Origin of the sequence: Kutzneria sp. 744, assembly GCF_000568255.1 — a bacterium.
GTDB lineage: Bacteria > Actinomycetota > Actinomycetes > Mycobacteriales > Pseudonocardiaceae > Kutzneria.
This window is the reverse complement of the sequence record NZ_KK037166.1, coordinates 10,632,733-10,658,252: the sequence shown is the minus strand read 5'-3', so window position 1 is coordinate 10,658,252 and position 25,520 is coordinate 10,632,733. Positions and strand designations below refer to the sequence as shown.

Genomic DNA, 25,520 nt, shown 5'->3' with positions numbered 1-25,520 from the left:
GCACGCGGCCGGCGCGCCGGCCGCGTGCCGCGATCACCACCCCCAGCGCGAGTCCGAGGATGCCGACCACCAGCCCGGCGCCGCCCAGCCAGCGGGCGGTGGTGTCCGGGTTTGTCGTGGCGGCGGCATCAGCGGGCTTGGCCGGACCGGAGTCGGCGTCGTCCGAGACAAGGGTGATCGTCGGCGCGGGGTGCTCGGGCTCCTGCGCGCCGTCGGCCGCGGGCGCGTCGATCCACCGCACGACGTCACCGTTGCTGTAGGTCTGCACGGCCTTGAACGTCAACTTGTCGGTGTTGTCGGCCAACGGGCCGGCCAGCACCGGGAACCGCAGGAACTCGCCGGGCTTGACCTGGGTGCCCGGGTCAGCGGTCCAGGTGACGGTCTGCACGGCGTTCTTCACGTCGGAGTTGTTCTGGTGCACCGGCGTGGGCAGTGTCGCCATGGCGACGACGGCCGTCCAGCCCGGGATCGGTGTCATGCTGGCCTCCGGCACCGGGTGGTCGAGCGGGAAGCTGACCTCCAGCTTGACCACGCCGGCCGAGTCCTCCTCGTTGGGCACGCGGAAGGTGATGGTCGACTCATCGCCCTTGATGGCCTGGCCGGGATCGGTCTCCACGTGTGCGGCGGCGATCCCCGCGCCCAGCAGGGCGGTGGCGAGCGTGACGGTGGCGACGGCGCCGACCCGGCTCAACGCGCGCGAGGGTGAACGAAGTGACATGGCTCCTGACTCCTGTCAGTACGGTGGGGTGTAAGGGATTCAGGAGTCGGACGGGGGCCCGCGGCGGGTTCGGACCCGACGGAGCACAACCATGATCTCGGTGCTCGGGCACTGGGCGACCACCGGCACAGCAGCCGGCGTCCGCGCTGGCAGTGCCGGGATCGGGCGCGGCAGAACCGCCGCGAGCGCGGCGGTGAGCGCGCGCAGAACCGCGTCGGCGTGGGTGAGGATGACCGCGAGAATCGCGGTGGCCAGCACGTGGGCGATCGCCATCGGCACCGGCCCGGCCATCGCGTGGCCGGCCAACAGCGCCTCGTGGCTGGTGGCGTTGACTGACAACAGGCTGTGCACCGCGAGTTGCGTGCCACCCAGCACCGCGAACAGGACGCCACGTCCGCGGAGTCGCTCGGCCAGCAGCGTGCCCGCGCCGGCGAGCAGCACCGTCGGCAGCAGGAACAGCCCGAGGTCGGGCACACCACCGCCCGCCGCGACGTGCGCGGTGATCGTCAAGGCAGCCGAGGCGCCGGCCAGCAGGCAGCCCCGCACCGCGCGGAGCGCGGGATCGGCAGGGCGCGAAGCGGCAGGCACCGCCGCAGCCTAGCCACGCCGGACCGGGGACCAGTGACACCCTCACCTGCGGACCGGTGAGATGGCCTTGCGGCGGCGCCGACGCGGGTGCGCGACTATGGCGTTCGCAGGAGTAATCGGCCGGTCGAGCACAGCCAGTGATCAGCAGCGGAACGTGGACAGTTGGTGGATCCGGTCGATGCCGCCGACTCGGCCGACACTGGTGTGAGGCCCCCCGGTTACCCGGAGTCTCCGGGCAACCGGGGGGCCTCAAGGAGCAGACCGGTCGCGTTCGAACAAGGAACGGGCCGTGCCGGCACACGGCCCGCGCCTCACATCGGACTTACTTCTGCACTGGCAGCGGGTCGCACTTCACCGGCTTGCCCGGCGCCGGCTGGGTGGTGACCGGCGCGGACTTGGTGACCGGCCCGTTGGGCTGTCCCGGCTTGATGATGACGCAGATCACGCACTTCTTGCCCGGCTGCGTGACCGTTCCCGTCCCCTCGCCGGCAGCGGTCGTGCCTGGCTTGCCGGGCGGCGGGCAGACCGGGCACTGCCCCGGCTTGCCGGTGCTGGTGGTGCCCTGCTCGGCACCGTCACCCGGGTGCTTCTTGATGATGCAAATGACGCACCCCTTGCCCGGATCGGGCAGCGTGACCATGCCCTTGTCGGGCTGGCCGGGCTTGCCGATCACCACGCAGCCGGCCGGCGGTTTCGGGTTGCTCGGCGTCGATGTCGCGGCGAACGCCGGCGCACCCACCAGTGCCACGGCGACCATCGCCGCAGCCGGCACTCCGATGCGGCGGGCCCAACGACCAGGCGTCGACCTCATACCGTGTCCTCCTTCTCGCTCGATGACAGACATGGGGCAGCGAACCAGGACAGTGGTTACCGCCCGGGAACAAGCGCTGTTACCGCGGCAAAACAGCCGGCGCGCCAGACTGGGGCCCATGCGCGTGCTGGTCGTCGACGACCACCAGGAACTGGCCGAGACGGTCGCCGCCGGGTTGCGACGCGAGGGCATGGCCGTGGACGTGGTGTTCGACGGCGGCCAGGCGCTGCTGCGCACCTGGGACAACGGCTACGACGTAGTGGTCCTGGACCGTGACCTGCCGGTGGTGCACGGCGACGAGGTGTGCCGGCGGATGATCGAGCGGGGCGCGCACAGCCGGGTGCTGATGCTCACCGCGGCCGGCACCATCGAGAACCGGGTGCAGGGCCTGAGCATGGGCGCGGACGACTACCTGCCAAAGCCGTTCGCGTTCGCCGAGCTGGTGGCCAGGATTCGAGCGCTGGCCCGGCGTTCGCAGCCACCGGTGCCGCCCATGCTCATCCACGGCGACCTGCACCTGGACCCGGCGCTGCGGACGGTCACCCGCGGCGGCCGACGGCTCGCGTTGACCCCCAAGGAGTTCACCGTGCTGGAGCTGCTGCTGTCCGCGCAGGGCGCGGTGGTGTCGCCGGAACGGCTGCTGGAACGCGGCTGGGACGAAGCCGCCGACCCGTTCACGCAGACGGTGAAGGTCACCGTCAGCCGGCTGCGGCAGAAGCTGGGCGATCCACCGGTGATCGACACCGTCCCGCGCGGCGGCTACCGGATATGAGCATCGGCGGATTTCTCGAGCGGTGGCGGCTGGAGCGGCGCAGCGTCCGGGTCCGGCTGACGGCGCTCTACAGTGGACTGTTCCTGCTCACCGGGACGATGCTGCTGGCGATCACCTACGTGCTCACCAACTCGATGGCGGTCAGCGGCAAGCCGGGGACGGGCGCCGGCACATCGAAGGTGCTGATCATGCCACCGAATCTCAAGTCGGTGAACGGCCTGGTGAAGGAGGCGCTGGTATCGCAGCGGGCCGACGTGCTCAACGCGTTGCTTGTCGAGTCGGCCGTCGCGCTCGGCATCATGGCGGTCGTGTCGGTGTTGCTGGGCTGGCTGATGGCCGGCCGCGTGCTCCGTCCACTCCGGACGATGAGCCACCGGGTCCGCCACCTGTCCGAGGAGAACCTGCATGAGCGCCTGGCCTTGGCCGGCCCGCCGGACGAGCTCAAGGACCTCGCCGACACCTTCGACGGGTTGCTCGCCCGGCTGGAGACCGCGTTCAAGGCGCAGCGCCTGTTCGTTGCCAACGCCTCGCACGAGCTGCGTACGCCGCTCACGTTGGAACGCACGCTGATCGAGGTCTCGCTCGCCGACCCCGAGCCGACCGTGGAGTCGCTTCAGGACACCTACCGCCGACTGCTGGCCAACAGCCGGCGCCAGGAAAACCTGATCGAGGCGCTGCTGATGCTGGCGCGCAGTCAGCGGGGCATCGAGTCACGCCAGCCGGTCGACCTGGCCGTGCTGGTCAAGGAGGTGGTCGCCACCCGGGAGGACGACCACGTGCGACTGGACACGGACCTCACTTCCGCCACCGTGTCCGGCGATTCGCATCTGCTCGAACGGCTCGTGGTCAACCTCGTCGACAATGCCTTGCGGCACAATGTGCCGGACGGATGGGTGGCCGTCCGCACGGGCACGCCCGGCGGCTGGCCGACGCTGTGCGTGGTCAACGGCGGCCCGGTGATCCGACCGGATCAGATCGCCGAACTCGTGCAGCCGTTCCGCCGGCTCGACGGCGAACGCCGGAGGCGGCAGGGCCTGGGCCTCGGGCTGTCCATCGTCGCCGCGATCACCACTGCTCACGGTGGACGGCTGACCGCGTGCCCCGTGCCCGGCGGAGGCCTCCGTGTCGACGTGACGCTGCCACCCGTGCCCGTGCCGACGCGCCGCCACGCGGTGCTGGATGCGACCGCTTCTTAGCTTGTCGTTCAAGGAACTGGTCGTCGAACTGTGGGTCTGTACCGACGACAGCAACCAGAAGTGGAGCCGGCAGCCGGTTGAGGAACGGCTCCAGCTCCTGGCCGGCCCGTCCGGCCCGCGGTTCGTCCCCTGCCCGGACACGCAGCCCACGGCGAGGGCTACGTGTCGGGCTCTACGAGCGGCGGTGGGTTAGCTGTCCATTTAGGACAGCTCGCGGTTCCCGCACGGTGCTGTCAGCGATGGCGCAGTCGATCGGTTGCCTGCCGCCCACAGTCACGACCCTCGAGACTGCGACGACCCGGTCGCCCGGCGCGCCCACTTATCCCGGTGTGCGTGTAACTTACGGCCGGGTCTGACGGCCCTCGCTCTCCGTTCGGGTGGACCAGGGCTGCCCTGCGGCCTGCGTCACCGCCCTGATCAGCGGTTTGTCCCGCGCCTGATCTCCGCCGCGCATACCCGGCCGAGACGGGCCTACCACGTTCTTGACAGGCGTGTCCGTGTTCATCACGTTACCCCCGATGGGTCCGCAGACGTACCTCTCGCGATGGCAGCCGGCTCGGTCGGCTCATGCAGCGCAGTCCGTGTGAAGCAACAGAAAGGCTTGACGCAGATGTTCACAGCAAGACTTCGCTCCCGTGTCGCCGGCGCCCTGGCCGGCGTACTCGGGATCTCGGCGCTGGTTGTGGTGTCGGCGCCGCCAGCCTCGGCCGCCAACGAGGCCGTGCAGAAATGGCTGACGACCTCGGACCTGAGCCAGCATCTGACGCAACAGTCCAATCTGGGCTTCTCGGGGTCGTCCGGTTCGGGAACGATCAGCGTCGACGACGCGCAGACGTTCCAGACCATGGACGGCTTCGGCGCGGCGATGACGGATACCTCGGCCTGGTTGTTGTCCGACAAGCTGAGTGGCAGCGCGCACACGAACGTGATGAACGCGTTGTTCAGCCCGAGCCAGGGCATCGGCATGAGCTGGCTCCGCATTCCCATGGGCGCGTCCGACTTCTCCGCCACCGCGCAGCCGTACTCCTACGACGACAATCTGTCGGCCTCCACGGGCCCGACGGTCGGCGTGGGCTCCGGCCGCTGCCTTGACGGCACCGGCAACCCGTCCAACGGCGTCCAGCCGTACATCTGGGACTGCTCGACCGGCGGCGCGAACCAGCAGTACTCCTACACCAGTGCCGGCGAACTGCAGGTCGCGGGCAAGTGCCTGGACGCCAACGCGCAGGGCACCAGCCCGGGCACCAAGGTGATCCTGTGGACCTGCAACGGCCAGGCCAACCAGAAGTGGAAGCTCAACGTCAACGGCTCCATCACCGGCGTGCAGTCCAGCCTGTGCCTGGACGTCACCGGTATGGGCACCGCCAACGGCAGCCTGGTCCAGCTGTGGACCTGCAACGGCCAGGCCAACCAGCAGTGGCGACGTCCGGATCCGACGCTGGCGAACTTCTCCATCGCGCACGACCTCGACTACATCATTCCCGACCTCAGGCAGGCCGCCGCGCTCAACCCGAACATCAAGTTCATGGCCAACCCGTGGAGCCCGCCGGGGTGGATGAAGTCGAACGGCCAGATGAACAACCTCAACAACGCCGCAACGCTGCTCTCCACGAGCTACGGCCCGCTGGCGCAGTACTTCGTGAAGTTCATTCAGGGCTACGCGGCACAGGGCGTGCCGATCTACGCGATCACCCCGCAGAACGAGCCGACCTACGGCACCGCTTACCCCGGGATGAACCTCGGCGAGCCGGCCGAGGCGAACTTCGTCGCGAACCACCTCGGCCCGGCGCTGGCCCAGGCGAGTCTGTCGCCGAAGGTGCTCGGCACCGACTTCAACACCGACCAGCTCTACAAGTACGCCGAGCCGCTGATCAAGGACGTCGCCGCCGGCAAGTATCTGGCCGGCACCTCCTGGCACTGCTACGCGGGCAACCTCGGCGCCATGTCGACGATGCAGGCTGACGTGCCCGGCAAGGACAACTACGAGACCGAGTGCTCGGACGGCATCGACCCCCAGAACGCGATCGAGACCTTCATCCAGAGCAGCCGCAACTGGGCTCGGGCCGCCACGATGTGGAACATCGCGCAGGACCAGAGCAACGGCCCGGTGATCCCCGGCGGCTGCAACGCCTGCACTCCGCTGATCACGATCAACCAGAGCACCGGGAGCGTCACCTACAACGCCGGATACTACTCGGTCGGGCACTTCAGCAAGTTCGTCGTCCCGGGGGCCAAGCGCATCGCCTCGACCACCACGGGCAACCTCGACGACGTGGCGTTCAAGAATCCCGACGGCTCGATCTCGCTGATCGTCTACAACACGTCCGGCTCGACCCAGTCGTTCACCACGAGCTGGAACGGCCAGGCGTTCGGCGACTCGCTCGGCGCCCACGCCATCGCCACCTACAGGTGGACGCCGGGAGCGTGACGACGTCCGGCGTCAAGTAGTCCACGGCCACCGCGTGGTCCCTGGTTGTTCTCGGTCACTCCAGGGACCACGCGGGGCCGTTCGCCGCAGCGCGGCGGCATCGTCTGCGATCCGACGTGTTCTCGACCAGCCACCTTCTCCGGCACGGCGAACTCCCGGCGAACGGTTTCGCCGAGCGGGTCGTCCGCACGGTCAGGAGCGAGGTCACCGGCCGGCTGCCGATCCAAGGCGAGCGGCATCTGCGGATCGTGCTGGACCGGTGTCTCTCGCACGACAAGGCGACGCCCTCACCGAGGCCGTGACCTACGCCCGCCACGGCCTGATCAACCCGCTGCCGACCGCGATTGCGCGCGTGTCGTCGGCCGGCCCGTCCTCGAAGGCTTGTCCAACGAGTACGAACCCTCACCCGGATGGAAGGCTTCGCCAATGCCCGCGTCGGAGTCCCGGATATCCGCAGGTCCTTGACTCCGATGCGGGGCGAGTGCATGCTCCCCAGCACATGTTGACGTAAACATATCGGCGCACTCTCGAACATCGGAGTTCGTATGAAGCGCTTCCGCCCCCTGCTGCGGGCCGTCATGACCGCGGTCCTCGCGGCACCGCTGCTCACGGTCCCGCACGTCGCCTCTGCCGCCACCGACGCCTTCCGCGGTGTCAACTGGGCGGACAGTCGCGACAACTACGTGGATGGGTGGGTCATCCCGACCGGCCTCACCGCAGGGGACAGCTATAACAGCGTCCGCGCCAAGGCGGACGGCATCATCACCGGCTTTCAGCAGCAGTTGGGCGCGAACACCGTGCGGCTGCCGGTCAACCCGCAGAGCGTCACCTCGGACTGGTGGTCGCGGTACAAGGGCGCCGCCGACTCGGCCCTGGCCCACGGCATGAAAGTCATCTTCGGATACTGGGAAGCGAACAAGGACGGCCTCGTCGACGACGTGGCCGCGTGGAACACCATGTGGGACCAGGTCACCGCCGACTACGGCGGCAACGGCAACGTCTACTTCGAACCGATGAACGAGCCGTTCGGCTACAGCCTGAATGCCTGGGTGTCGGTCTGCTCGACCTGGCTGTCCCGGCATTCGAACATCCCCCGCAGCCGAGTCCTGATCAGCGGCACCGGCTACAACGACAACGTGACGGGCGTCGGCGCGGCGAGCGCGTTGAACGGCACGCTCCTGTCGCTGCATTTCTATGGTTACTGGGCGTCGGACACGACTCGCGCGGCGTGGACCACCAACCTGACCAACCGGCTCGGTTCGTACTCCTCCCGCACCATCATCGACGAGGCCGGCGCCCCGATGACGACCGGGCTGGACTACTCCGCCGGGCACCAGGACGGCAACGCCTTCACCGCGTACTTCGCCGCCACCACCGACCTGGCGAGGTCGAGGCAGATCGGCGTCGTCTACTGGCCCGGCCTACGCTCGGGGGACACCTACTCGATCACCCGGCAGAGCGGCGGCGGCCTGGCGGTGAACAACGCGTCGGGCGTGGCGCAGCTGCGCTGGGGCTGGGGACTGTAGGCGCCACCCGCGCCGAGGCCCTTCCGGCGGGCGATCGGTGCATCCAACGCGACGGCGGATCGTGCTTGGGTGGGCTGATCCGTTACGAGGAGACACCGGTCGGCCCGTACGCCGAGGTCGTCGGCGCGGTGGGTCGCTGTCGGGCCGTCACGTTCTCGCCACCGTGCCGTTCAACGCGGTGGACTCGCTCGCCAGCGTGGTGGGCGGCCGGACGAACTGGGCACTGCGCAAGACAGTGGCGCGTTTCGAGGGCGAACCGTCGAGCGGGATGATCGCGACCGGCCGGCTTTGGTCCGCGTCCACGTCGAGGCCGAGCTCGCGTTGGCCGGCTGGTTGCGCGGCGGTTGGCACCTCGGAATGGTGGTGGAGCAGGCGATCGGCCACTTCGGGCCGGCGGAATGACCGCGCGTTCGACCGCCGTCGGCATGCCCGGTGATCACCGACGACGTGACGGCCGCGCGACTTCCCTGAGCCTGACCGCGAAGTCCTGTCCGCGGCTGAAGAGTGTTCGGAGTGCACTGTCGACGGTCGCGCGCTTTCGGCTTGATCGTCATCGGGCTTGACCTCGATTCGACTGGAGGTTCCAGACTGCTCCCATGACGATCTGGATCTGCGGGACCTGCGGGGTCGAGCATCCCGACACCGCACAGCCTCCGGCCACCACCTGCCGGATCTGCGCCGACGAGCGGCAATGGGTGCCCGAGTCCGGCCAGGTGTGGACCACACTGGACAAACTGGCCGCCGACGGCCACGGCCTGGCGCACCAGGAGATGGAACCGGACATCCACCGGCTCAACCGGGAGCCGCCATTCGGGATCGGGCAGTGGACGCACCTGGTGCAGACCCCGCGGGGCAACCTGTTGTGGGATCCGCCCAACCACCTCGACCAGCAGCTGGTCGACAAGATCGCCGACCTCGGCGGGGTCGCGGTCATCGTGGCCAGCCATCCGCACATGTACGGCTCCCAGGTCAGCTGGAGCCACGAACTGGGGAGCGTCCCCGTGCTGGTGCACTCCGCGGACCGGCAGTGGGTGCAGCGGGAGGACCCGGTGATCCGGGAGTGGAGCGGCGTCGAACAGGTCCTGCCCGGGGTCACCCTCATCGAGGCCGGCGGCCACTTCCCCGGCGCCGCGGTCGCGCACGTCGCCACCGGGTCGGACGGCCGGGGCACCCTGCTCACCGGGGACACCATCGTGCCGGTGGTCGCCAAGGGCTGGGTGACGTTCATGCGGAGCTACCCGAACAAGATCCCGCTCTCCGCCGGGTTGGTGCGACGGATCGTGGACCGTCTCGAGCCCTATCAGTTCGAACGCCTCTACAGCCTGTTGGGCGGCACGATCCTCACCGACGCCAAGGCCGCCGTCCGCAATTCGGCCGAGCGCTACATCGCCTGGGTCGGCGGAGCCAACGACCATCTCGGCTGAACCGCCGCGACGATCACCTCGGCGTGAGCGAGAGTGGTGGAGGAACGGGCCGTCATCACGAACTTTCCGTCGGGCTCCGCAGATCTTGGCTGTGCGGCCATGTGTTCGGTGCGGCCGGGGGCGCACGCGTCGTAGCGCGGATCAGCTCAACGCGCCGGTCAGCGCCGCGTCCAGACGCGGGTCTGTCGAACGTTCGGCGTAACTCAGGTTGACGGAATCTACTCACGCCCAGCGGCAAGCCGGCCGTCGAACGCGATCTCGAACGCGTTCAGCGGTCGACCACGCCTCTTCAACTCGGTCAACACATGCAGCCAGCACTTCGCGCCCGTAAGTGGTGCACACCGGTTTGAATCCTGTTGCGGCCTCAGGGAAGTCCCTCCGCTGTGCAGGAACCGCCTTACCGCACCGGAAATGTCACCCCGGTGAGCTCCTCGGAGACGGTCCACAGGCGCTGCTGGGTGGCCTGGTCGTGGGAGTCGGGGCTGGAGGTGACCAGCTTCGGGTAACCGCGGATCTCCCCCCGGTTGCCGGGCCCGTAGTACTGGCCGCCGGTGACGGCCAGATCGGTGGCGGCGCGCAGGGTGGGCAGAGCGCCCATCTCGGCCTTCTGGGTGAGCAGCGGCGCGAGCCAGGTGACGGGCACGCGAAGCGCGGCGGGCGTGTTGCGGGTGAGTTCGGTGTTGGACACGCCGGGATGGGCGGCCACCGCGATAGTGGTGCCATGCGGTGCGAGCCGGCGCTGCAGTTCGTACGTGAACATGAGGTTGGCGAGTTTGGACTGGCCGTAGGCGGCGACGCGGCCGTAGGAGCGCTCCCACTGCAGGTCATCGAAGTGGATGGCGGCCCGGATGCGGTGGCCGGTGCTGCTGACCGTGACGACGCGGGAGCCGGGGACGGGCAGGAGTCGGTCCAGCAGCAGGCCGGTGAAGGCGAAGTGGCCGAGGTGGTTGGTGCCGAACTGCAGCTCAAAGCCGTCGACGGTGGTCTGCTTCTGCGTGTACATCACGCCGGCGTTGTTGATCAGAAGGTCGATGCGCGGGTGGGTGGCGCGCAGGTCGGCCGCCGCGGACCGGATCGAGTCCAGGGAGGTCAGGTCGAGGGCCTGGAGGGCGACGTCGCCGGTGATGCGGGCGGCCGCTTGCTTGCCCTTCTCGACGTCGCGGACGGCCAGGACCACCGCCGCCCCACGTGCGGCGAGCATTCGGGCGGTCTCGAAGCCCAGCCCGGTGTTGGCGCCGGTCACGATCGCCACCCGGCCGTGCTGGTCGGGGATGTGTTGCTCGGTCCAGTTGCCGCCCATGACACACTCCTAAAGAACCATCGGTCTGTTATGAGACAACGTAAGAGACCGCCGGTCTTCTGTCAAGGGACCGGCGGTCTTTAAGCTAGGGTGAGGGCGTGACGTTTCAGCGGGCGCGCAGCGAGGAGCAGCGGGAGATACGCCGCCGGGCGATCCTGGACACGGCGGCGGCGATGCTCGACGAGATGCCCGTGGCCGACGTGACCCTCAACGAGCTCAGTCGGCGGGTGGGCCTGGCCAAGTCGAACGTCCTGCGGTATTTCGAGTCGCGCGAGGCGGTGCTGCTCGAACTGCTGGACGTCTTCCTGGAGAGCTGGCTCGCCGAGCTGGCGGACGAGCTGGCCGCGGGCGTCGAGGCGCACGCGGCGCCGGAGGCACGGGCGGGTCAGCTGGCCGAGATCCTCAGCCGGTCGCTGGCGGGCCGGGCGGTGCTGTGCGACCTCTTCGGCGCGCAGGGTGGCGTCCTGGAGCACAACGTTTCGGTCGAGGTGGTCAAACGGCACAAGCGGTCCTCCCTCACGAGGCTCGCAGCCATGTCCGATCTCGTGCGCCGTCACCTGCCTGAGCTCGGCGACGGCGCGCAGCTGTTCTGCCTGATGAGCCTGGTCTCGGCGGGCGCCCTGTCGGCGTACGTCCCGCCGCCGCCCAGCCTCCTCGCCGCCTACGCGGACGAGCCCGCCCTCGGTGTGCTCCACCTGGAGCTGCGCGACGCCCTGCGGGTCTCCTTCACCGCGGCGCTCGTGGGCGTGCTGCCGCGCGTCTGACCCTACAGCGCCAGCGGGCAGGTGCTTGTCATGGGCGCGATCCCAGTTGTCAGCGGCGATGTCGCTGACTCCGGCGAGGCGTCAGCGAGGGTGGTCTGCCTCACAGAAACTGGTCGGCAACCTCGGAGCCCCCTGGTCCGTACTAAACGGTGACCGAGGGGGTAGGGCATGGCCACACGGGACACCGACCGTGAGTTCGGTGAGTTCGTGGCCGCACGCGCGGTCGTGGTCCGGCGCACCGCGTATCTGCTGTGCGGTGACTGGCATCGTGCCGAGGATCTGATGCAGACCGCGTTCGTGCGGCTCTACGCGGCCTGGTCGCGACTGCGGCGGGACGACTCGGTCGACGCCTATGTGCGCAAGATTTTGGTCAACGCTGTGATCGACGAGTCACGGCGGCCGTTTCGCCGGTTCGAGAACACAGTCGCGGAGGTCGGTGACGTCGAGGCGTTGCTGCCCAGCGTGGACGACGCGCTGGACGTGCGTGGCGCACTGGCCCTGCTGACTCCGGGGCAGCGCGCGACGGTGGTGCTTCGGTACTGGGAGGACCAGTCGGTCGAGGAGACGGCCAGCCTGCTCGGGTGTTCGGAAGGCACCGTGAAGAGCCAGACGGCGAAGGGGCTGGCCACGCTGCGCAGGCTGCTCGGCGCCGGCGTTGCGGCACTGGAGGAATCCGCGTGACCATCAACCAAGAGGAGAAGGACCTGCTGGCGAGGACGTTGACCGATGAGCCGCCACTACGGGTCGATCTGAGCACGCTGGTCGCCAAGGGACGTCGTCGACGGCTGGCGAGACGGACCGGCGCCGTGGCCGGTGTCATGGTCGGCGTCGCGTCGATCGCCGCCGCGTCCGTGTTCGCCGTCGGTGCCCGAACCGACGGTGGGCGACCCTCGGCCGGCAGACCCGTCACCACCTCACCGCCCGCGACCACCCAGCTACCTGGGTCGGCAGCGGGCTGCAATGGTGAAGCACCACCAGACACGCGGGTCGAGAACATGACGCCACCAACCCTGGACTCAGCACGTTGGTCGATGGTCAACCAGGCGCTGGCCATGGCTTGGCGAGGTGCCGACCTTGGTCTGCCTGCTGGGTACTCGCTCCGTTACGACGCGGACAGCCACCCGATGTGCGTCGACGACGGTGGCTGGTCACTGGTGGCGGACCTGGCCACCCCGGCGGGGAAACGTCTCCTGAAAGTGGACATCTGGCCGACCGCGACCAGGCCGGTGCTGGATTGCACGCAGGGCGGACAGCAGGTCCCCAACTGCACCGACACTGTCGAGGGCAACCTGCGGGTGCGAACCCTGACCGAGTCGGTGGGCGATGCCGACCACGCCATCGTGCAGCGGTCGTCCACGACGACCCATCCCGGCGGTGTGACCGTTTCGGTGGTTGACACCAGCGAAGACGCCCCTGGCTTCACCAACGGGTCGGCGCTGCCGATCTCGGTGTTGACCCATATCTCCGGCCTGCCGAGCCTGGCAGTGCACTGGTGACCGACTATTCATCGACAAGAGGGTGGGAATGAAGCTGTCAACAGCAGCGAGATCGGCATGCGCACTGCTCGGCGTGACGCTGGTCCTGGCCGTGGCTCCCCAGGCCGACGCCGCCGGCGTCCCGGTCGCGGGCCCCGATCAGCGTCAGCGGCAGTTCACCACAGCGGCGAGGGAGTTCGGCGTGCCGCCGACCGTCCTGCTCTCGGTGGCCTACAACCTGACCCGGTGGGAGGCCCACAGCGGTCAGCGCAGCGCTGACGGCGGGTTCGGGCCGATGGACCTGGTCAGCTCCGACGCGATCGTGCCGGCCAATGGCAGTGGTCGCGGCGACGCCTCCCCCGCCAAGGTCCCGGCCAAGCACACCCTGGACGACGCCGCGAGCCTGCTGGGCGCGCCGGCAGCGGTCCTCGAAACCAATCCTGGACAGAACATCCGGGGCGCGGCGGCACTTCTGGGCAGGCAGGCACGTCGGTCCGGCGTGCCGGCGGGCGACATCGGCGCGTGGTACCGGGTCGTCGCGGCGTTCGCGACGGCGCCGACCACCGCGGGAGCGAACGCCTTCGCCGACGACGTGTTCACCACGCTGCGCACCGGTGCGGCGGCCACCACCAGCGACGGCCAGTCGTTGCGGATACCGGCCGATCCGACGCTCAAGCCCGAGACCGCGACGACGTCACGGGCCACTGCCGCCGACGTGCCCGCACCGGAATGCCCGGCGGGCCTCGACTGTCGCTTCGTGCCCGCGGCCTACGACTGGTCCAGTCCCGACCACGGCGACCCCAACAACTACGGGAACTACGATCCCGCTGAGCGGCCCTCGGACGGCAACAAGATCACCACTATCGTCATCCACGACACCGAGAGCACGCCGACCAGTTCGGCCACCCCCTACGACCAGGCCATCGCGACGTTCCAGGACCCCGCCGACGGCGTGAGCAGCCACTACGTGATCCGGTCCTCCGACGGCCAGGTCACGCAGATGGTGCCCACCAAGGACATCGCGTGGCACGCGGCCAACTGGACGACCAACGAGCACTCGATCGGCATCGAGCACGAGGGCATCGCCGCCCAGGGTGGCGCCTGGTACACCGAGCAGATGTACCAGGCATCCGCGAAGCTGGTGCGCTATCTGGCCGCGAAGTACGACATTCCCCTTGACCGCCAGCACATCCTCGGCCACGAGGACGTGTCCAGGGAACGCGCCACCAACTTCGCCGCCGTACACTGGGATCCGGGTCCCTACTGGGACTGGGCGCACTACATGGACCTGCTGGGCGCGCCGATCAAGGCCACCGCGTCCGCCGCGAGCCAGGTCGTGACGATCGATCCCCAGTACGGCGCCAACCAGCCGCCGATGACCACATGCGACAACGCGGGCCAGAACTGCATTGCCCTGCCCGCACATGGCGCGAACTTCGTCTACCTGCACACCGCGCCGAGCGCGGACGCACCACTGATCACCGACCCCGTGGTACACCCGGACGGAACCGCGGGCACCACCCGAATCGACGACTGGAGCGACAAGGCCGTCGCTGGCCGGTCGTACGCGCTGGCCGGTCGTCAGGGCGACTGGACCGCGATCTGGTACGGCGGCCAGAAGGCGTGGTTGTTCGACCCGAACTGTTCCGTGGCGGTGCCGAGCCGAGGTCTGCTGCTGAGCCCGGCGCCCGGTCGTGCGTCGATTCCGTTGTACGGGCGCGCCTTCCCCGAACAGTCCGAGTATCCCTCGACCATCCCGTTCGATCCGGTGTGGACGGTCGGACCGATTCCGTGGACCATGGCCGCCGGCCAGAGCTATCTGGCGACCGGGGCCTTCCGTGCGGAGAACTACTACGCGCGCTTCGATCCGGCTGCCGTGCCCAGCAACCACACGTTGGTCACGGGCAACACCGGCTACTTCCAGATCTCCTACAACCATCGCGTCGTCTACGTGAAGGCGTCGGACGTCCAGTTGCTGCCTTACAACGGTTGATCACCCGCGCTGACAGCGCCGTTGCGGCGGCGCTGTCAGCGCGCTCGGCACGGGTCCACGCCTGACAGCGGCTCCGCCGGTGATCTGATCGGCCAGAGCGGTGTCACCACCGCCGGTTCAGGTGCTCGCCTGGTCGGCGAGCACGTCGCGGACCAAGTGTGGTTCTCGGCCCAGGAGTTCGGGCAGGAGTGGGTCGGTCCCGGCGAAGTGGCCGTTCCTCGCGGCGTGGAAGAACGACAGCAGCATGCGGGTGGTGGGCTCGGGTGCGCCGGCGGCGATCCGGTCGGTGATCCACTGTTCGTCGTCCACGACGACTCGTGCGATATCGCGGCCGATGAGTTCGGCGGCGGTGGCGGCGATGGCGTCGAAGGTCACGGCGTCCCCGGCGGTGAGTGTGACCGGACCGTCGAACGGTGTGCGATCTTGGTGGTTTATTCCAACTCTTATGCTGCGAGGCGAAGTTGGAGTCTGGCGAGGTGGCTGTGGGTGGTTCGGTCGAGGGGGTGGCCGTTCCACCAGGCGACGACGCGGATGAGGTTGAGGGCGGTGGCGCTCGTGGTGTGGTCGAGGTGGGTCTTGGCCAGGCCGCGGTAGCGGGCGCGGCGTAGTCCGGTGGTGTGGGTGGCCTGGCGGATGGTGCCCTCGACGCCGGCGCGCAGGGCGTAGTCGCGGTTCCAGTCGCCGGTCTGCTGGCGGGCGCGGGCGGTTCGGATGGCCTCGGTGAGCTCGCGGGGCTGGAGGCTGAGCTGGCGGCGGTTGCTGCGGGCGCTGGTGCAGTGCTTTTTGACGGGGCAAGGGATGCAGTCCAGGGCGCTGAAGGTGACGACGGTCTTGGCCACGCCCGCTTGGACGACGGGGTTCCAGGTGGCGCTGGACTTCCCGGCCGGGCAGACGGCCTTGCGGTTGTCCCAGTCGATGGTGAAGTCGTGGGCGGCGAAGCCCTCTCGGGCTTTGGCTTGGTGGGAGGTGTCGAGCAGGACCGGGGTGATCAGGGCGACGCCGTAGGTCTTGGCGGAGCCCACGATCAGTTCGGCACTGGGGTAGCCGGAGTCGAGGTAGTGCCGGGCGGGCAGCAGCCGACGGTGCTTGAGGGCCTGGTGGATCGGTTCCAGGGCCTTGGTGTCGGGGAGGGTGGAGACGGTGGTCGTGACATTGGTGATGATGTTCGGCCGGGCGGGGCGATCGCCTTCCGCCTGAGGGTGGCATGTCTCGGACACGTGCAGTTTGAAGCCGTTCCAGAACAGGTCGCGCTTGACCGACCAGCGGGCGTCGGTGTCATAGGGGGATGCCAGGCGGGATGGGCCGGGCGGCAGGCCGTCTCCGCCGTCCTCGGTCCGCTCGCGGCGCCGGACGCGCAGCCTTCCGCCGCGGTCGGACGTGCGGGTGTAGTTCTGCACCAGTACGGTCCGCAGGGTCTGGACCGCGGGCAATTCGCGCAGCCATGACGGGGATGCCGGGGCGTAGACGGCGTCCAGCAGGGTGTAGCCGTCCCTGGCGTAATGCAGGGCGAGCTCGTCTTGTTTGGCCTTGGACGCGGGCAGTCGCCAGGTGTCGATCCGGTCGGCGTAGCGGCGGCTCCAGTCCGCCACGACCAAGGCCTGGTCCACCCAGTCGGGGCAGGCGGCGGCCAGCGCGTTCAGCGCCGCGCGGACGCTCTCGCCGGCCAGCTCAAGCCGGTTGAGGTCGCGCACCGCGGCCACGACGTGCGTGGAGTCGGTGCGCTGACTGCCGCCCGCGCGCACCAGGTCCAGCGCCCGCAGGCGCTCCAGCAGCAGGTCCAGTACCCGTTCCTCCAGCTCGTGGGCGACCACGCGGGAGCGGAACTCCGACAGCACGCTGTGGTCGAAGCCCGGATCCTGCAGGCTCAGGCCCAACGCGTACTTCCACGCCAGGTTCTCCCGGACCTCGTCAGCGGCTTGCCGGTCGGTGAGGCTCGCGGCCTTCTGGAGCACCGTGACCAGTGCGAGTCGGCCCGGCGACCAGCCCGGTTTGCCCGCTCGGCCGAACGCGTCGGCGAAGGCAGCGTCCGGGAACAGCTCGCCCAGCCGGTCACGGACCTGCACCGCCAGCGGCGCTTCCCTCTTGCCCCAGTACATCGCCTGCACCGCAGCGGTGATCTGCGGATCCGGCTCAGGCCAGGGCTGCGGGTGCACCGACACAACACACTCCGATCCACGAGGAAGCACAACACCGATCACCGAGCTGCATGATCCACCAACGCCGTCCAAACCGTCATCCCCTGCGGCCGATAGATCCGACACCGCATCAGCCACCACTGATCGGTCAACTCACCGCCATGGCAGGCAGATTGAAGTTAGCCACCAAGATCCTGTGCGTGCCGAAAACTACGTCCAAGCAGGTCAAGCGGCATGTCGGTATTCATGGATGACTCCGCCGAGACGATCCTGCCGGCGTACGGCGAGGCGTTTGATCCGGTCGGGTTCCAGCGGCTGAGGTCGGGCTCGCAAGGGCGCCGCCGTGGCAAGCGATCGGTGGGCTCGATGCAGGTTGTAGTGCCGCTCGTACTCGTGCGGCGCGTGTCGGAGGTGGGTCTCGTTCCAGATCGGGGTGCGGTCCAGCAGTTCGGTGCGCGGTGTCTTCACCCAGCGCTCCATGATCGCGTTCATACGGGGCATCCGGACGCCGGTCAGGACTGTGGCGATCCCGGCGCTGCTGAGGATCTCGTCGATCAGTGCGGGGTATTTGGCGTCGCGGTCGCGGGTGAGGAATGTGACCTGTGTGAGGTTTCCGGTGTCCTCGAGGTCCATGAGCAGGTTGCCGACGGCTTGCGTCACCCAGGCATGGTTGGGGTGCGCGGTGGTGCCGAGGATGTGGACGCGCCGGCCTGTGTGGTGGATGGCAGCCAGGGTGTGCTGGCGTTGCGGGTGATGGTCTCGATGAAGTCCATCGCCAGGATCGCCTCGGCCTGCGAGCGCAGGAAGGTAGCCACGTGACGGTCTTGCGGTGCGGGGGCGGGTCGATGCCCTCGGTCTTGAGGATCTCCCACACGGTGGATGCGGCGATTGTGATGCCGAGGAGGGCGAGTTCGCCGTGGATGCGCCGGTAGCCTCAGGAGCTGTTTTCTTCTGCCAGGCGTAGAACGAGGCGGCGGATTGAGGCGAGGGTGCGCGGACGTCCTGGCCTGTGGTTCACGCTCGCGCGGGCGTGGCGGTGTTTCACGAGGTCGCGATGCCATCGCAGCACGGTGTCCGGGCTGGCCAAGAGCCGGAGTCGGCGCAGTGTCGCGCGGGCCAGTGGGAGAAGGAGTGCTGCGAGGAACGCTCTGTCTTCGGGGTGGAGTTGTGGGCGCTGGTCGCCGAGTTGTCGTTGCAGGATGGTGAGTTGGTGGCGCAACGCGAGGATCTTGATGCCCTTCTCGCGGTTGGTCATCGGCAGTGGCTGCAGCGCGGAGAAGGCGTGGGTGACGGCGAGGTGGGCGAAGCGGACCGGCATGAGACGCGATCATGCCGGAGGGCGCCCGGTCGCGCGCCGATGGCTGTTGACCTGCATGGATGTATTTCTCGGCACGTACAGGACCAGCGGATAGACGTCAACTAACTGTATCGATATGGATAGCCCCTCTCGGCAATCTGGCGGTCGGCAGCCGGCTTCAGGTCGACGCCGGAGACCCGGGGGCCTCGGGGGAGTCGTCAATGAGTACCGACACGCATCCTGAGCCGCGGCGACGAGTTTCGAGTCCCACAGGATCACACGTGTTCGAGCACCGGTCGGACTCCCGCCTCCTGGGTCGCCTGCTTGAGGGTCCACCGCTGGTTGCTGCCGCCGTTGCAGGTCCACAGCTCCAAGAGGGTGCCGTTGGCCGTGATCGCCCCCTCAACCGTGTGGGAGATTCTCAAGCAGGAGGGCCTCGACCCGGCGCCCGACCGGCACGCGACCACCTGGTCCGCCTTTCTACGCTCCCAAGTGCGTGCTCTCCTCGCGTGCGACTTCCTCGAGACGGTCACCGTGACCGGGCAGCGCCAGTACGTCCTGGCCGTGATCGAGCACGCCACCCGGCGGATCCGCGTCTTGGGAACGACCGCCCACCCGACCGCTGCCTGGGTCACCCAGACGATCAAGAATTTGGTGATGGACCTGGAAGACGCTGGCACCACTGTGAAGTTCCTCATCCGCGACCGCGACGCGAAGTTCCCCAACCTCATCGACGAAATCCTCGCCGACGCCGGCATCCAGACCGTCCTCACCGGCATCCGGGTTCCCAGGATGAACTCCATCATGGAGCGCTGGGTACAGAGCTGCCGTCACGAGCTGCTGGACCGAACTCTCATCTGGAACGAGCACCACCTGCGCCACGCCCTACGCGAGTACGAGAAGTTCTCCAACTCCCATCGCGCCCACCAGGCCAGGCGTCAGGCAGCCCCACTGCGCCCGGTGCCCGCGCCCATCACCGATCCAGACCGAATCGCCCACCTGACCATACGCCGACACGACCGACTCGGCGGCGTCCTCCACGAATACCTGCATGTCGCCTGAGCTGCACGGACGAGGTTATCGGCAGGCGCAATGCCCGCGTCGATTCCCAGCTCGCGGGCGACCTCGGAGATCGTGCGGCCGGAGTCGATCACGCGGTGGGCAGCCTCGACTTTGTACTCGGCCGTGTACGACCGGCGCTTGCGAGGAGGCATGAGGACATCCTTTCAGCAGGACGGCTGGTCCTGCTAACTCGGTGTCCACTCCCCGGGGTGAACCTCAGTCACCTACTCGTGCAGCAGACCCGGTGCAGGTGTGCGGCGTTGAGCAGGGGCGCGTTGTCGCCGAGCTTCTCCTGGAGCTCCGTTTGACGTTGCAGCATGGTCCGCGCGCGTTGTACGGCTTCTACGTGCTGCCACCAGATATTGGTGGTCTTGTTCCGATCGGAGGGAACGTCGTGGCGCCAGTTCGGGAGCACTCGGTCCAGGATCTGCTCGACCACCTGCGCGGACGCCACGATCTCCGCCCGCGAGCCACGGTTCGACATGCGGGAGCTCGCGATCGGCATATTCGCAGCCGGCGGACGATACAGCTCAGCCAGCTTGAGAAAGGCGTCGAGCTCACTCGTTGCCCACTCGATGTCCATGCCCATCGCGTCATTGTGCGCCGAGGGGGCGGCGATGCCGGGACGTCGACACGCCCGAGACGACGGGAAGCGCCGGTGCGAGATCAGCTGAGTGCCGGCTCAGCTGGCGAGGCGCACACTGCCGGGATGGACCGACTGGCGGTGCACAGCGAACTCGAGGGAGCGCGGACGGCGTTTCACGAACTGCTGGACGGTGCCTCCGGCGAGGAGCTGCGCCGTCGGTCGGCGGGGACGCGGTGGTCGAACAAGCAGTTGCTGTTCCACATGCTTCTCGGCTACCTGATCATTCGCGCGCTGCGGAACCTCGTCGTGGTGATGAGCCGGCTTCCGGAGCCGGTCGGGCGGACCTATGCACGGGTGCTCAACGCGGCGACGGTGCCGTTCGACGTGGTGAACTTCGCCGGGGCGTGGCTGGCGGGGACAGTGCTGCCGCGCCAAGTCATGCTCCGGCTGTTCGACGGCGTCATCGCGGCACTGCATCGCCGGCTCGACAGCGAGTCCGAGGCGACGCTGGCGAGGAGCATGCACTACCCGACGCGCTGGGACCCGTTCTTCCGCGACGTGATGACGCTGGCCGACGTGTACCACTTCCCGACGCAGCACTTCGACTTCCACCGCGCTCAGCTCACGCTGGACGCCTGATCCGACTTGGTGTCGCGAACCCACGCCTGGGCGGTGAGCTGCACGGCGTCCCACGGCGATCCGAGCGGCGGGGTGTAGGACAGGTCCAACTCGCTGATCGAGTCCACGGTCATGCCGTGGTGGATGGCGGTGGCGTAGATGTCGACACGCTTGGCGATCTCGCTGCTGCGGCGGCCGACGAGTTGCGCGCCGAGCAGGCGGCCGGTGGTGGTGTCGCGGTGAGACGGATGGTGATGGGGTGCGATCCCGGGTAGTACGCCTTGTGGACGTCGGGCCCGGCCTGGCTGATGGCGGAGGTGAACCCGGCGGCAATGGCCTCGTGGTCGCGGAGGCCCGTGCGGGCGGCGACGAGGTCGAAGGCTTGACGACCTGGGTGCCGAGGCTGCCGGCGAAGCGGGCGTTGCCGCCGATCGCGTTCTCGCCGGCGACGCGGCCCTGCTTGTGCGCGGTGCTGCCCAGCGGCAGGTAGCGAAGACGTGCGGGAGGTTGGTGCGCATCGCGGAGTCGACGAGCACAGCGCCGCGGGTCCCGGTCGTCGCGCCGGCGGAGACGAGGAGTTCGGTGTCGGGCCGGACGCCGAGGACGGCCAGGACGAGGTCGACCTCGCGGGAGAATCCGTTGTCGCCCTGCATAAGTAGGCGCTCGCCGGCACGGCTGACGCGGCGCACGGTGGTGCCGTTGACGACGTCGACACCGTGCTCGGCTAGCTCGGCACGGACCAGTCGGCCGAGTTCGGAATCGACGGTGGGCAGCACCTCGTCGAGCATCTCGACCTGGGTGACGTGGATGCCTCGGGCGGTGAGCCCTTCGGCCATCTCCAGCCCGACGTAGCCGGCGCCGACGATCAAGGCGGAGGTAGGCCGGCACTCCTCCAAGGTTCGCGTGAGGGTGAAGGTGTCGTCCATGGTGTGCAAGACGTGCACGCCGTCGAGCCCGTCCAGGCCCTCGATGGGCGGCCGGACCGGCACGGCGCCGGTGCCGACAACCGGCTCGTCGTAGTCGAGGACGTCGGCGGCACCGTGTTCGTCAAGGACGTGCAACTGCTGGGCGGCGACGTCGATGCGGGTCGCGCGGGTGTTGAGCCGCAGCCGCATGCCGGTGGCTTCGAGGTCGGATTGGGTGCGGTGGGCCAGGTTCTGCCAGTGGCCGACCTCGCCGCTGATGTAGTACGGGATGCCGCAGATGCTGAAGTTCGGGTACGGGTCGGCGACGACGGCCGTCACTTCGGTGGTGGGGACAAGCTCCCGGGCCCGGAGGGCCGCGCTGATGCCGGCGTCACTGCCGCCGACGACCGCCAGACGCATGGCAGATCCCCTTTCCCCACTGGCGAACTAGCGCTGGTCGAGCAGCTCGGTCAGCAGTGTGCGGACGCGGCGGTCGATCTCGTCGCGGATCGGGCGCACGGCATCGACGGACTGGCCGGCGGGGTCGTCGAGCTTCCAGTCGAGGTAGCGCTTGCCGGGGAAGACCGGGCAGGTGTCGCCGCAGCCCATGGTGATGACGACGTCGGAGGCGTCGACGTCGTCATAGGACAGCTTGGTGGGCACCTCGGCGGTGATGTCGAGGCCCCACTCGGCGACAGCGGCCGCGGCGGCGGGGTTGACCTTCTCGGCGGGCTCGGAGCCGGCGGAGCGGACGGCGACGCGACCCATGGCGTAGTGCTGGAGCAGCGCGGCGGCCATCTGGGAGCGACCGGCGTTGTGCACGCAGACGAACAGCACTTCGGGGATGCAGGTCACGGTGGTGCTCCTTGCCATGGCGATGATGATGTCCGGCGCAAGTGAACGACGGGTTCAGGCGAGCAGCTCTTCGACGAGCAGCCGCACGCGTCGGTCGAGCTCGTCGCGGATCGGGCGGATCTGCGCGAGAGGTTTGTCGGCCGGGTCTTCGACGTCCCAGTCTAGGTAGCGTTTGCCCTGGTAGACCGGGCACGCGTCGCCACAGCCCGTCGTGACGACGACGTCGGAGGCATGGATGGCCTCGTCGGTCAGCGGCTTGGGGTAGGGCTCGACCATGGCCACGCCGAGCTCGGCGAGCGCCACGGTGATGATCGCCGGGGTGTCGCCGGCCGGCCGGGAGCCGGCGGAGCGCACGACGATGCGCCCGGAGGTGTGGTGGTCGAGCAGGGCGGCGGCCATCTGCGAGCGCCCGGCGTTGTGCACGCACACGAACAGCACCTGCGGCACGGTTGATCGGATCAGGCCCTGCGTCTTGCCCAGGTCGGTGAGCCGCTCGCGAGCGAAGCGGGCGGCGAGCACGGGCAGGTGCACGGCGATGGTGGCGTCGGCCGCCAGCAGGTCGTAGGTCTCCTGGACGTACCGCTTGACGGTCTCGGGGCCGAACACGCCGTGGAACTTGTCGGCCAGCTCGGCGGCAACGCGATCGAGCTGGTGGAGCACCTCACGCGCGGGAAGTCCGTGGTCAGCGCGGGTCATGGCAGGTCTCCTGGGGCGGAGTGGCACGGACAGTCTCTGGATCGAGATTTGTCGATACAAAGCACATCAGCTGTATCGAATTTTGTCAATCCAATCGAACTGGCGTGGCCGGGGATGATGGAGGGGTGGCTGCTACCAAACGAAGCGTGGGGCCGGTGCTGTTGTCGCTGACGCCGCCGGCGGCCGAGGTGGCCGACGACGAGGCGGAGCGGGCCGCCCGATTGTTCAAGGCGTTGTCGGAGCCGACCCGCATCCGGCTGATCTCGCTCATCCGGCGCGCGGGCGGCGCCGAGGTGTGCTTCTGCGACATCGCGCCCGAGTTCGACATGCCGCAGCCGTCGCTCAGCCACCACCTCGGTGTGCTGGTCAAGGCCGGCATCCTGGCCCGGCAACGGCGCGGCACGTGGAGTTGGTACCGACTGCTGCCGGAGCCGCTGGAGGCGCTGGAGGCGCTCCTGCGACCCGGCGGTCCCCTGCTCGAGAGCCCAGGGCGCTAGCGCTCGGTCGTGGCATCCGGGAAGAAGCGGCGCGCCCACAAGCAGACATAGACCAGGGCGACGAGCACCGGCACCTCGATCAGCGGGCCGACGACGCCGGCCAGAGCCTGCCCCGAGGTCACACCGAACACGCCGATCGCCACAGCGATCGCCAGCTCGAAGTTGTTGCCGGCAGCGGTGAACGCCAGCGTGGTGGAGCGCTCGTAGCCGAGACCGACCCTCTTGCCGAACAAGAAGGAAAGGCCCCACATCAGTCCGAAGTAGACCAACAGCGGCAGCGCGATGCGGGCCACGTCCAGCGGGCGCGAGGTGATCGTGCCGCCCTGCAGGGCGAACAGCACGACGATGGTGAACAGCAAGCCGTACAAGGCGAACGGGCCGATCTTGGGCAGCAGTTTCTGCTCGTACCAGTCGCGGCCATTGCGACGCTCGCCGATGGTGCGGGTCAGGAACCCCAGCAGCAGCGGGATACCGAGAAAGATCAGCACCGACTGGGCGATGTCCCACACCGACACGTGCAGCGCGGACTGCGACAGCCCCAGCCAGCCGGGCAACACCTGGAGGTAGAAGTAGCCCAGCGCGGCGAAGGCGACGATCTGGAACACCGAGTTCAGCGCGACCAGCACGGCGGCAGCCTCGCGGTCGCCGCACGCGAGATCGTTCCAGATCAGCACCATCGCGATGCACCGGGCCAGGCCGACGATGATCAGGCCGGTCCGGTACTCGGGCAGGTCGGGCAGCAGCAGCCAGGCCAGCGCGAACATCACGGCGGGACCGAGGACCCAGTTGAGCAGGATGGACGAGACGAGCAGCCGCTTGTCGCCGGTGACCGAGTCCAGCTTGTTGTAGCGGACCTTGGCCAGCACCGGGTACATCATCAACAGCAGGCCCAGCGCGATCGGCAGCGACACGGAGCCGACCTTGACGGCGTCCAGCGCCGAGTTCAGGCCGGGGATCAGCCGGCCCAGTCCGAGCCCGGCGACCATCGCGAGGATGATCCACGCGGGCAGGAAGCGGTCCAGGGTGGACAGTTTGCCCATCACGGCCGCGTCGCCGTGGTCCTGCTGCCGATCGGCGAGCGACTCGCTCATCCCTGCTCCCTTGGATCGATGTTTGTCGATTCAGACGCTAGCAGGGCGACCGCCGCGAAGGCGAGGGGCGATGTCGACAGCGCTCGCCACAACCGCCTACGGTGCCGGCCGCAACTCCCGGTGGACGTAGATGACCTTGTGCCGGACCTGAGCACGCCGTCGTTCTGGAGGTTCGTCATCACCTGCTGCACGGGCGGCGTCGAAGCGCCGATGGCTTCGGCGATGTCCTGGTAGCTCAGGCCGATGTCGATCTTGGTAACGCCGTTCTCGACGATGCCGTGCTGCCAGCGGCGAGCAGGGCGGCGACAGCCGCCACGGCGGCGAGGGTCGCGAACACCGCTGGGTAGCCGCCGGCCAGGGTGGCCAGGCTGGTGCCAGCCCATGGGGCGAGGGCGCCGGTAAGGGTCATCGGGGCGGAGAACAGGCCGTTGAGCCGGCCGTAGTTGGCGGCGCCCCAGCGGTCGGAGATCGCGGTGGCCTGCAGGAGGGTGAAGATGCCCCGGGCCATGCCGGCGAGCACGGTCGCGGTGATCAGCAGGAGCGTCGGCCCGGGCAGGACGGCCAGCAGCGCGGTGGTGACGGCGGCGGTCAGGATCACCAGGACGGTGCGGAATCGGATGCTGGTCCGCTGAACGAGGCGGGCGTAGCCGAGACGGCCGAGCACCTGGCCGACGCCGCCGAGGCCGAGGGCGATCGCCGCGGTGGACACGGACAGGCCGCGCCCGGTCAGCAGCGGCACGAGGTTGACGACCACGGCGTAGACGGAGAAGGCGGCCAGGCTCA

29 protein-coding genes and 1 pseudogene are annotated in these 25,520 nt (G+C 68.7%); 13 read left to right on the top strand and 17 right to left on the bottom strand.

The window, feature by feature from the left end; translation table 11 throughout:
- The 3 genes from KUTG_RS48365 to KUTG_RS48355 all read right to left on the bottom strand — a co-directional run.
- On the bottom strand, nt 1-718 hold a 718-nt coding region (locus KUTG_RS48365; RefSeq protein WP_084580723.1), incomplete at its 3' end, for a YcnI family protein.
- A 39-nt stretch (nt 719-757) separates the two neighbouring features.
- Nucleotides 758-1,306: a hypothetical protein gene (locus KUTG_RS48360; RefSeq protein ID WP_232241345.1), complete on the bottom strand. Its 549-nt coding sequence runs from the start codon at nt 1,304-1,306 to the stop codon at nt 758-760.
- 322 nt (nt 1,307-1,628) lie between these two features.
- Nucleotides 1,629-2,117 (bottom strand): hypothetical protein, encoded by a 489-nt coding sequence (locus KUTG_RS48355; RefSeq protein WP_157495331.1) that lies wholly within the window; start codon nt 2,115-2,117, stop codon nt 1,629-1,631.
- Nucleotides 2,118-2,235: 118 nt separating this feature from the next.
- Between KUTG_RS48355 and KUTG_RS48350 the strand changes: the two genes are divergently transcribed.
- The 5 genes from KUTG_RS48350 (at nt 2,236) to KUTG_RS48330 (ending at nt 8,039) form a co-directional block, all read left to right on the top strand.
- Entirely contained in the window at nt 2,236-2,889 is a 654-nt protein-coding gene (locus tag KUTG_RS48350; protein WP_043726704.1) for a response regulator transcription factor, read from the top strand.
- Nucleotides 2,886-4,085, top strand: a complete 1,200-nt coding sequence (locus KUTG_RS48345) for a sensor histidine kinase (RefSeq protein ID WP_052396326.1) — start codon at nt 2,886-2,888, stop codon at nt 4,083-4,085. The genes KUTG_RS48350 and KUTG_RS48345 overlap by 4 nt, the downstream gene beginning before the upstream one ends.
- 610 nt (nt 4,086-4,695) lie before the next feature.
- Nucleotides 4,696-6,513 carry a ricin-type beta-trefoil lectin domain protein gene (locus KUTG_RS54960; protein ID WP_198047614.1) on the top strand — a complete coding sequence of 606 codons (1,818 nt, stop codon included), beginning with the start codon at nt 4,696-4,698 and terminating at the stop codon, nt 6,511-6,513.
- Between the two features lie 116 nt (nt 6,514-6,629).
- Nucleotides 6,630-6,815, top strand: coding sequence for a hypothetical protein (locus KUTG_RS62635; RefSeq protein WP_052396324.1), 186 nt, complete (start codon nt 6,630-6,632; stop codon nt 6,813-6,815).
- 243 nt (nt 6,816-7,058) lie between these two features.
- Entirely contained in the window at nt 7,059-8,039 is a 981-nt protein-coding gene (locus tag KUTG_RS48330; protein ID WP_043726703.1) for a cellulase family glycosylhydrolase, read from the top strand.
- Nucleotides 8,040-8,186: 147 nt separating this feature from the next.
- On the opposite strand, the gene KUTG_RS48325 is transcribed toward KUTG_RS48330, so the two are convergent.
- Nucleotides 8,187-8,423 carry a hypothetical protein gene (locus KUTG_RS48325; RefSeq protein ID WP_043726701.1) on the bottom strand — a complete coding sequence of 79 codons (237 nt, stop codon included), beginning with the start codon at nt 8,421-8,423 and terminating at the stop codon, nt 8,187-8,189.
- Between the two features lie 212 nt (nt 8,424-8,635).
- On the opposite strand from KUTG_RS48325, the gene KUTG_RS48320 reads away from it, so the two are divergent.
- Nucleotides 8,636-9,463: an MBL fold metallo-hydrolase gene (locus KUTG_RS48320; protein WP_043726699.1), complete on the top strand. Its 828-nt coding sequence runs from the start codon at nt 8,636-8,638 to the stop codon at nt 9,461-9,463.
- A 397-nt stretch (nt 9,464-9,860) separates the two neighbouring features.
- On the opposite strand, the gene KUTG_RS48315 is transcribed toward KUTG_RS48320, so the two are convergent.
- Entirely contained in the window at nt 9,861-10,763 is a 903-nt protein-coding gene (locus tag KUTG_RS48315; RefSeq protein ID WP_043726698.1) for an SDR family NAD(P)-dependent oxidoreductase, read from the bottom strand.
- Nucleotides 10,764-10,861: 98 nt separating this feature from the next.
- Here KUTG_RS48315 and KUTG_RS48310 point away from each other — a divergent pair, with 98 nt between their 5' ends.
- The 4 genes from KUTG_RS48310 to KUTG_RS48295 all read left to right on the top strand — a co-directional run bounded on the left by KUTG_RS48310 (nt 10,862) and on the right by KUTG_RS48295 (nt 14,995).
- The gene (locus KUTG_RS48310) at nt 10,862-11,527 is read left to right on the top strand and encodes a TetR/AcrR family transcriptional regulator (protein ID WP_043726696.1); all 666 of its coding nucleotides are present in this window, start codon (nt 10,862-10,864) and stop codon (nt 11,525-11,527) included.
- Between the two features lie 168 nt (nt 11,528-11,695).
- A complete protein-coding gene (locus tag KUTG_RS48305; RefSeq protein WP_043726695.1) occupies nt 11,696-12,208 on the top strand; it encodes a SigE family RNA polymerase sigma factor in 513 nt (170 codons plus the stop codon).
- Nucleotides 12,205-13,023 (top strand): hypothetical protein, encoded by an 819-nt coding sequence (locus KUTG_RS60020; protein WP_157495329.1) that lies wholly within the window; start codon nt 12,205-12,207, stop codon nt 13,021-13,023. The genes KUTG_RS48305 and KUTG_RS60020 overlap by 4 nt, the downstream gene beginning before the upstream one ends.
- A 73-nt stretch (nt 13,024-13,096) precedes the next feature.
- A complete protein-coding gene (locus KUTG_RS48295) occupies nt 13,097-14,995 on the top strand; it encodes an N-acetylmuramoyl-L-alanine amidase (RefSeq protein WP_232241344.1) in 1,899 nt (632 codons plus the stop codon).
- Nucleotides 14,996-15,112: 117 nt separating this feature from the next.
- On the opposite strand, the gene KUTG_RS48290 is transcribed toward KUTG_RS48295, so the two are convergent.
- The 5 genes from KUTG_RS48290 to KUTG_RS62620 all read right to left on the bottom strand — a co-directional run bounded on the left by KUTG_RS48290 (nt 15,113) and on the right by KUTG_RS62620 (nt 18,448).
- A complete protein-coding gene (locus KUTG_RS48290; protein WP_043726690.1) occupies nt 15,113-15,370 on the bottom strand; it encodes a Rossmann-fold NAD(P)-binding domain-containing protein in 258 nt (85 codons plus the stop codon).
- A 68-nt stretch (nt 15,371-15,438) separates the two neighbouring features.
- Nucleotides 15,439-17,154: an IS1182 family transposase gene (locus tag KUTG_RS48285; RefSeq protein ID WP_198047613.1), complete on the bottom strand. Its 1,716-nt coding sequence runs from the start codon at nt 17,152-17,154 to the stop codon at nt 15,439-15,441.
- A gap of 201 nt (nt 17,155-17,355) precedes the next feature.
- Nucleotides 17,356-17,763, bottom strand: a complete 408-nt coding sequence (locus KUTG_RS62630) for a transposase (protein WP_232241343.1) — start codon at nt 17,761-17,763, stop codon at nt 17,356-17,358.
- Between the two features lie 23 nt (nt 17,764-17,786).
- On the bottom strand, nt 17,787-17,945 hold the full coding sequence (locus KUTG_RS62625) for a hypothetical protein (RefSeq protein ID WP_198047612.1): 159 nt from the start codon (nt 17,943-17,945) through the stop codon (nt 17,787-17,789).
- 119 nt (nt 17,946-18,064) lie between these two features.
- A complete protein-coding gene (locus KUTG_RS62620) occupies nt 18,065-18,448 on the bottom strand; it encodes a hypothetical protein (protein WP_198047611.1) in 384 nt (127 codons plus the stop codon).
- Between the two features lie 369 nt (nt 18,449-18,817).
- On the opposite strand from KUTG_RS62620, the gene KUTG_RS62615 reads away from it, so the two are divergent.
- A complete protein-coding gene (locus KUTG_RS62615) occupies nt 18,818-19,489 on the top strand; it encodes an IS481 family transposase (RefSeq protein WP_232241555.1) in 672 nt (223 codons plus the stop codon).
- Nucleotides 19,490-19,539: 50 nt separating this feature from the next.
- Here KUTG_RS62615 and KUTG_RS64835 read toward each other — a convergent pair.
- Together KUTG_RS64835 and KUTG_RS48270 are read right to left on the bottom strand one after the other, a co-directional pair.
- Nucleotides 19,540-19,641 (bottom strand): annotated as a pseudogene (locus KUTG_RS64835) (transposase); the annotation flags it as partial.
- A 68-nt stretch (nt 19,642-19,709) separates the two neighbouring features.
- Nucleotides 19,710-20,078, bottom strand: a complete 369-nt coding sequence (locus KUTG_RS48270; RefSeq protein ID WP_052396323.1) for a hypothetical protein — start codon at nt 20,076-20,078, stop codon at nt 19,710-19,712.
- Between the two features lie 120 nt (nt 20,079-20,198).
- Here KUTG_RS48270 and KUTG_RS48265 point away from each other — a divergent pair, with 120 nt between their 5' ends.
- On the top strand, nt 20,199-20,714 hold the full coding sequence (locus tag KUTG_RS48265) for a DinB family protein (protein ID WP_043726686.1): 516 nt from the start codon (nt 20,199-20,201) through the stop codon (nt 20,712-20,714).
- Here the strand turns inward: KUTG_RS48265 and KUTG_RS48260 are convergent.
- From KUTG_RS48260 to KUTG_RS48250, 3 genes are read right to left on the bottom strand one after another with little or no spacing between them, the layout of a single operon-like run.
- Nucleotides 20,693-22,018, bottom strand: a complete 1,326-nt coding sequence (locus tag KUTG_RS48260) for an FAD-dependent oxidoreductase (RefSeq protein ID WP_198047610.1) — start codon at nt 22,016-22,018, stop codon at nt 20,693-20,695. The genes KUTG_RS48265 and KUTG_RS48260 overlap by 22 nt on opposite strands.
- A 27-nt stretch (nt 22,019-22,045) precedes the next feature.
- Nucleotides 22,046-22,471: an arsenate reductase ArsC gene (locus tag KUTG_RS48255; RefSeq protein WP_043726684.1), complete on the bottom strand. Its 426-nt coding sequence runs from the start codon at nt 22,469-22,471 to the stop codon at nt 22,046-22,048.
- Nucleotides 22,472-22,507: 36 nt separating this feature from the next.
- On the bottom strand, nt 22,508-23,149 hold the full coding sequence (locus KUTG_RS48250) for an arsenate reductase/protein-tyrosine-phosphatase family protein (RefSeq protein ID WP_052396322.1): 642 nt from the start codon (nt 23,147-23,149) through the stop codon (nt 22,508-22,510).
- A gap of 146 nt (nt 23,150-23,295) precedes the next feature.
- On the opposite strand from KUTG_RS48250, the gene KUTG_RS48245 reads away from it, so the two are divergent.
- Nucleotides 23,296-23,646 carry an ArsR/SmtB family transcription factor gene (locus KUTG_RS48245; RefSeq protein ID WP_232241342.1) on the top strand — a complete coding sequence of 117 codons (351 nt, stop codon included), beginning with the start codon at nt 23,296-23,298 and terminating at the stop codon, nt 23,644-23,646.
- Here KUTG_RS48245 and arsB read toward each other — a convergent pair.
- Both arsB and KUTG_RS60005 read right to left on the bottom strand, forming a co-directional pair.
- On the bottom strand, nt 23,643-24,737 hold the full coding sequence (gene arsB, locus KUTG_RS48240; protein ID WP_043726680.1) for an ACR3 family arsenite efflux transporter: 1,095 nt from the start codon (nt 24,735-24,737) through the stop codon (nt 23,643-23,645). The two genes, KUTG_RS48245 and arsB, sit on opposite strands and share 4 nt — an antisense overlap.
- Nucleotides 24,738-24,972: 235 nt before the next feature.
- Nucleotides 24,973-25,520: MFS transporter (locus KUTG_RS60005; RefSeq protein ID WP_043726677.1), on the bottom strand; the 548-nt coding region annotated here is incomplete at its 5' end.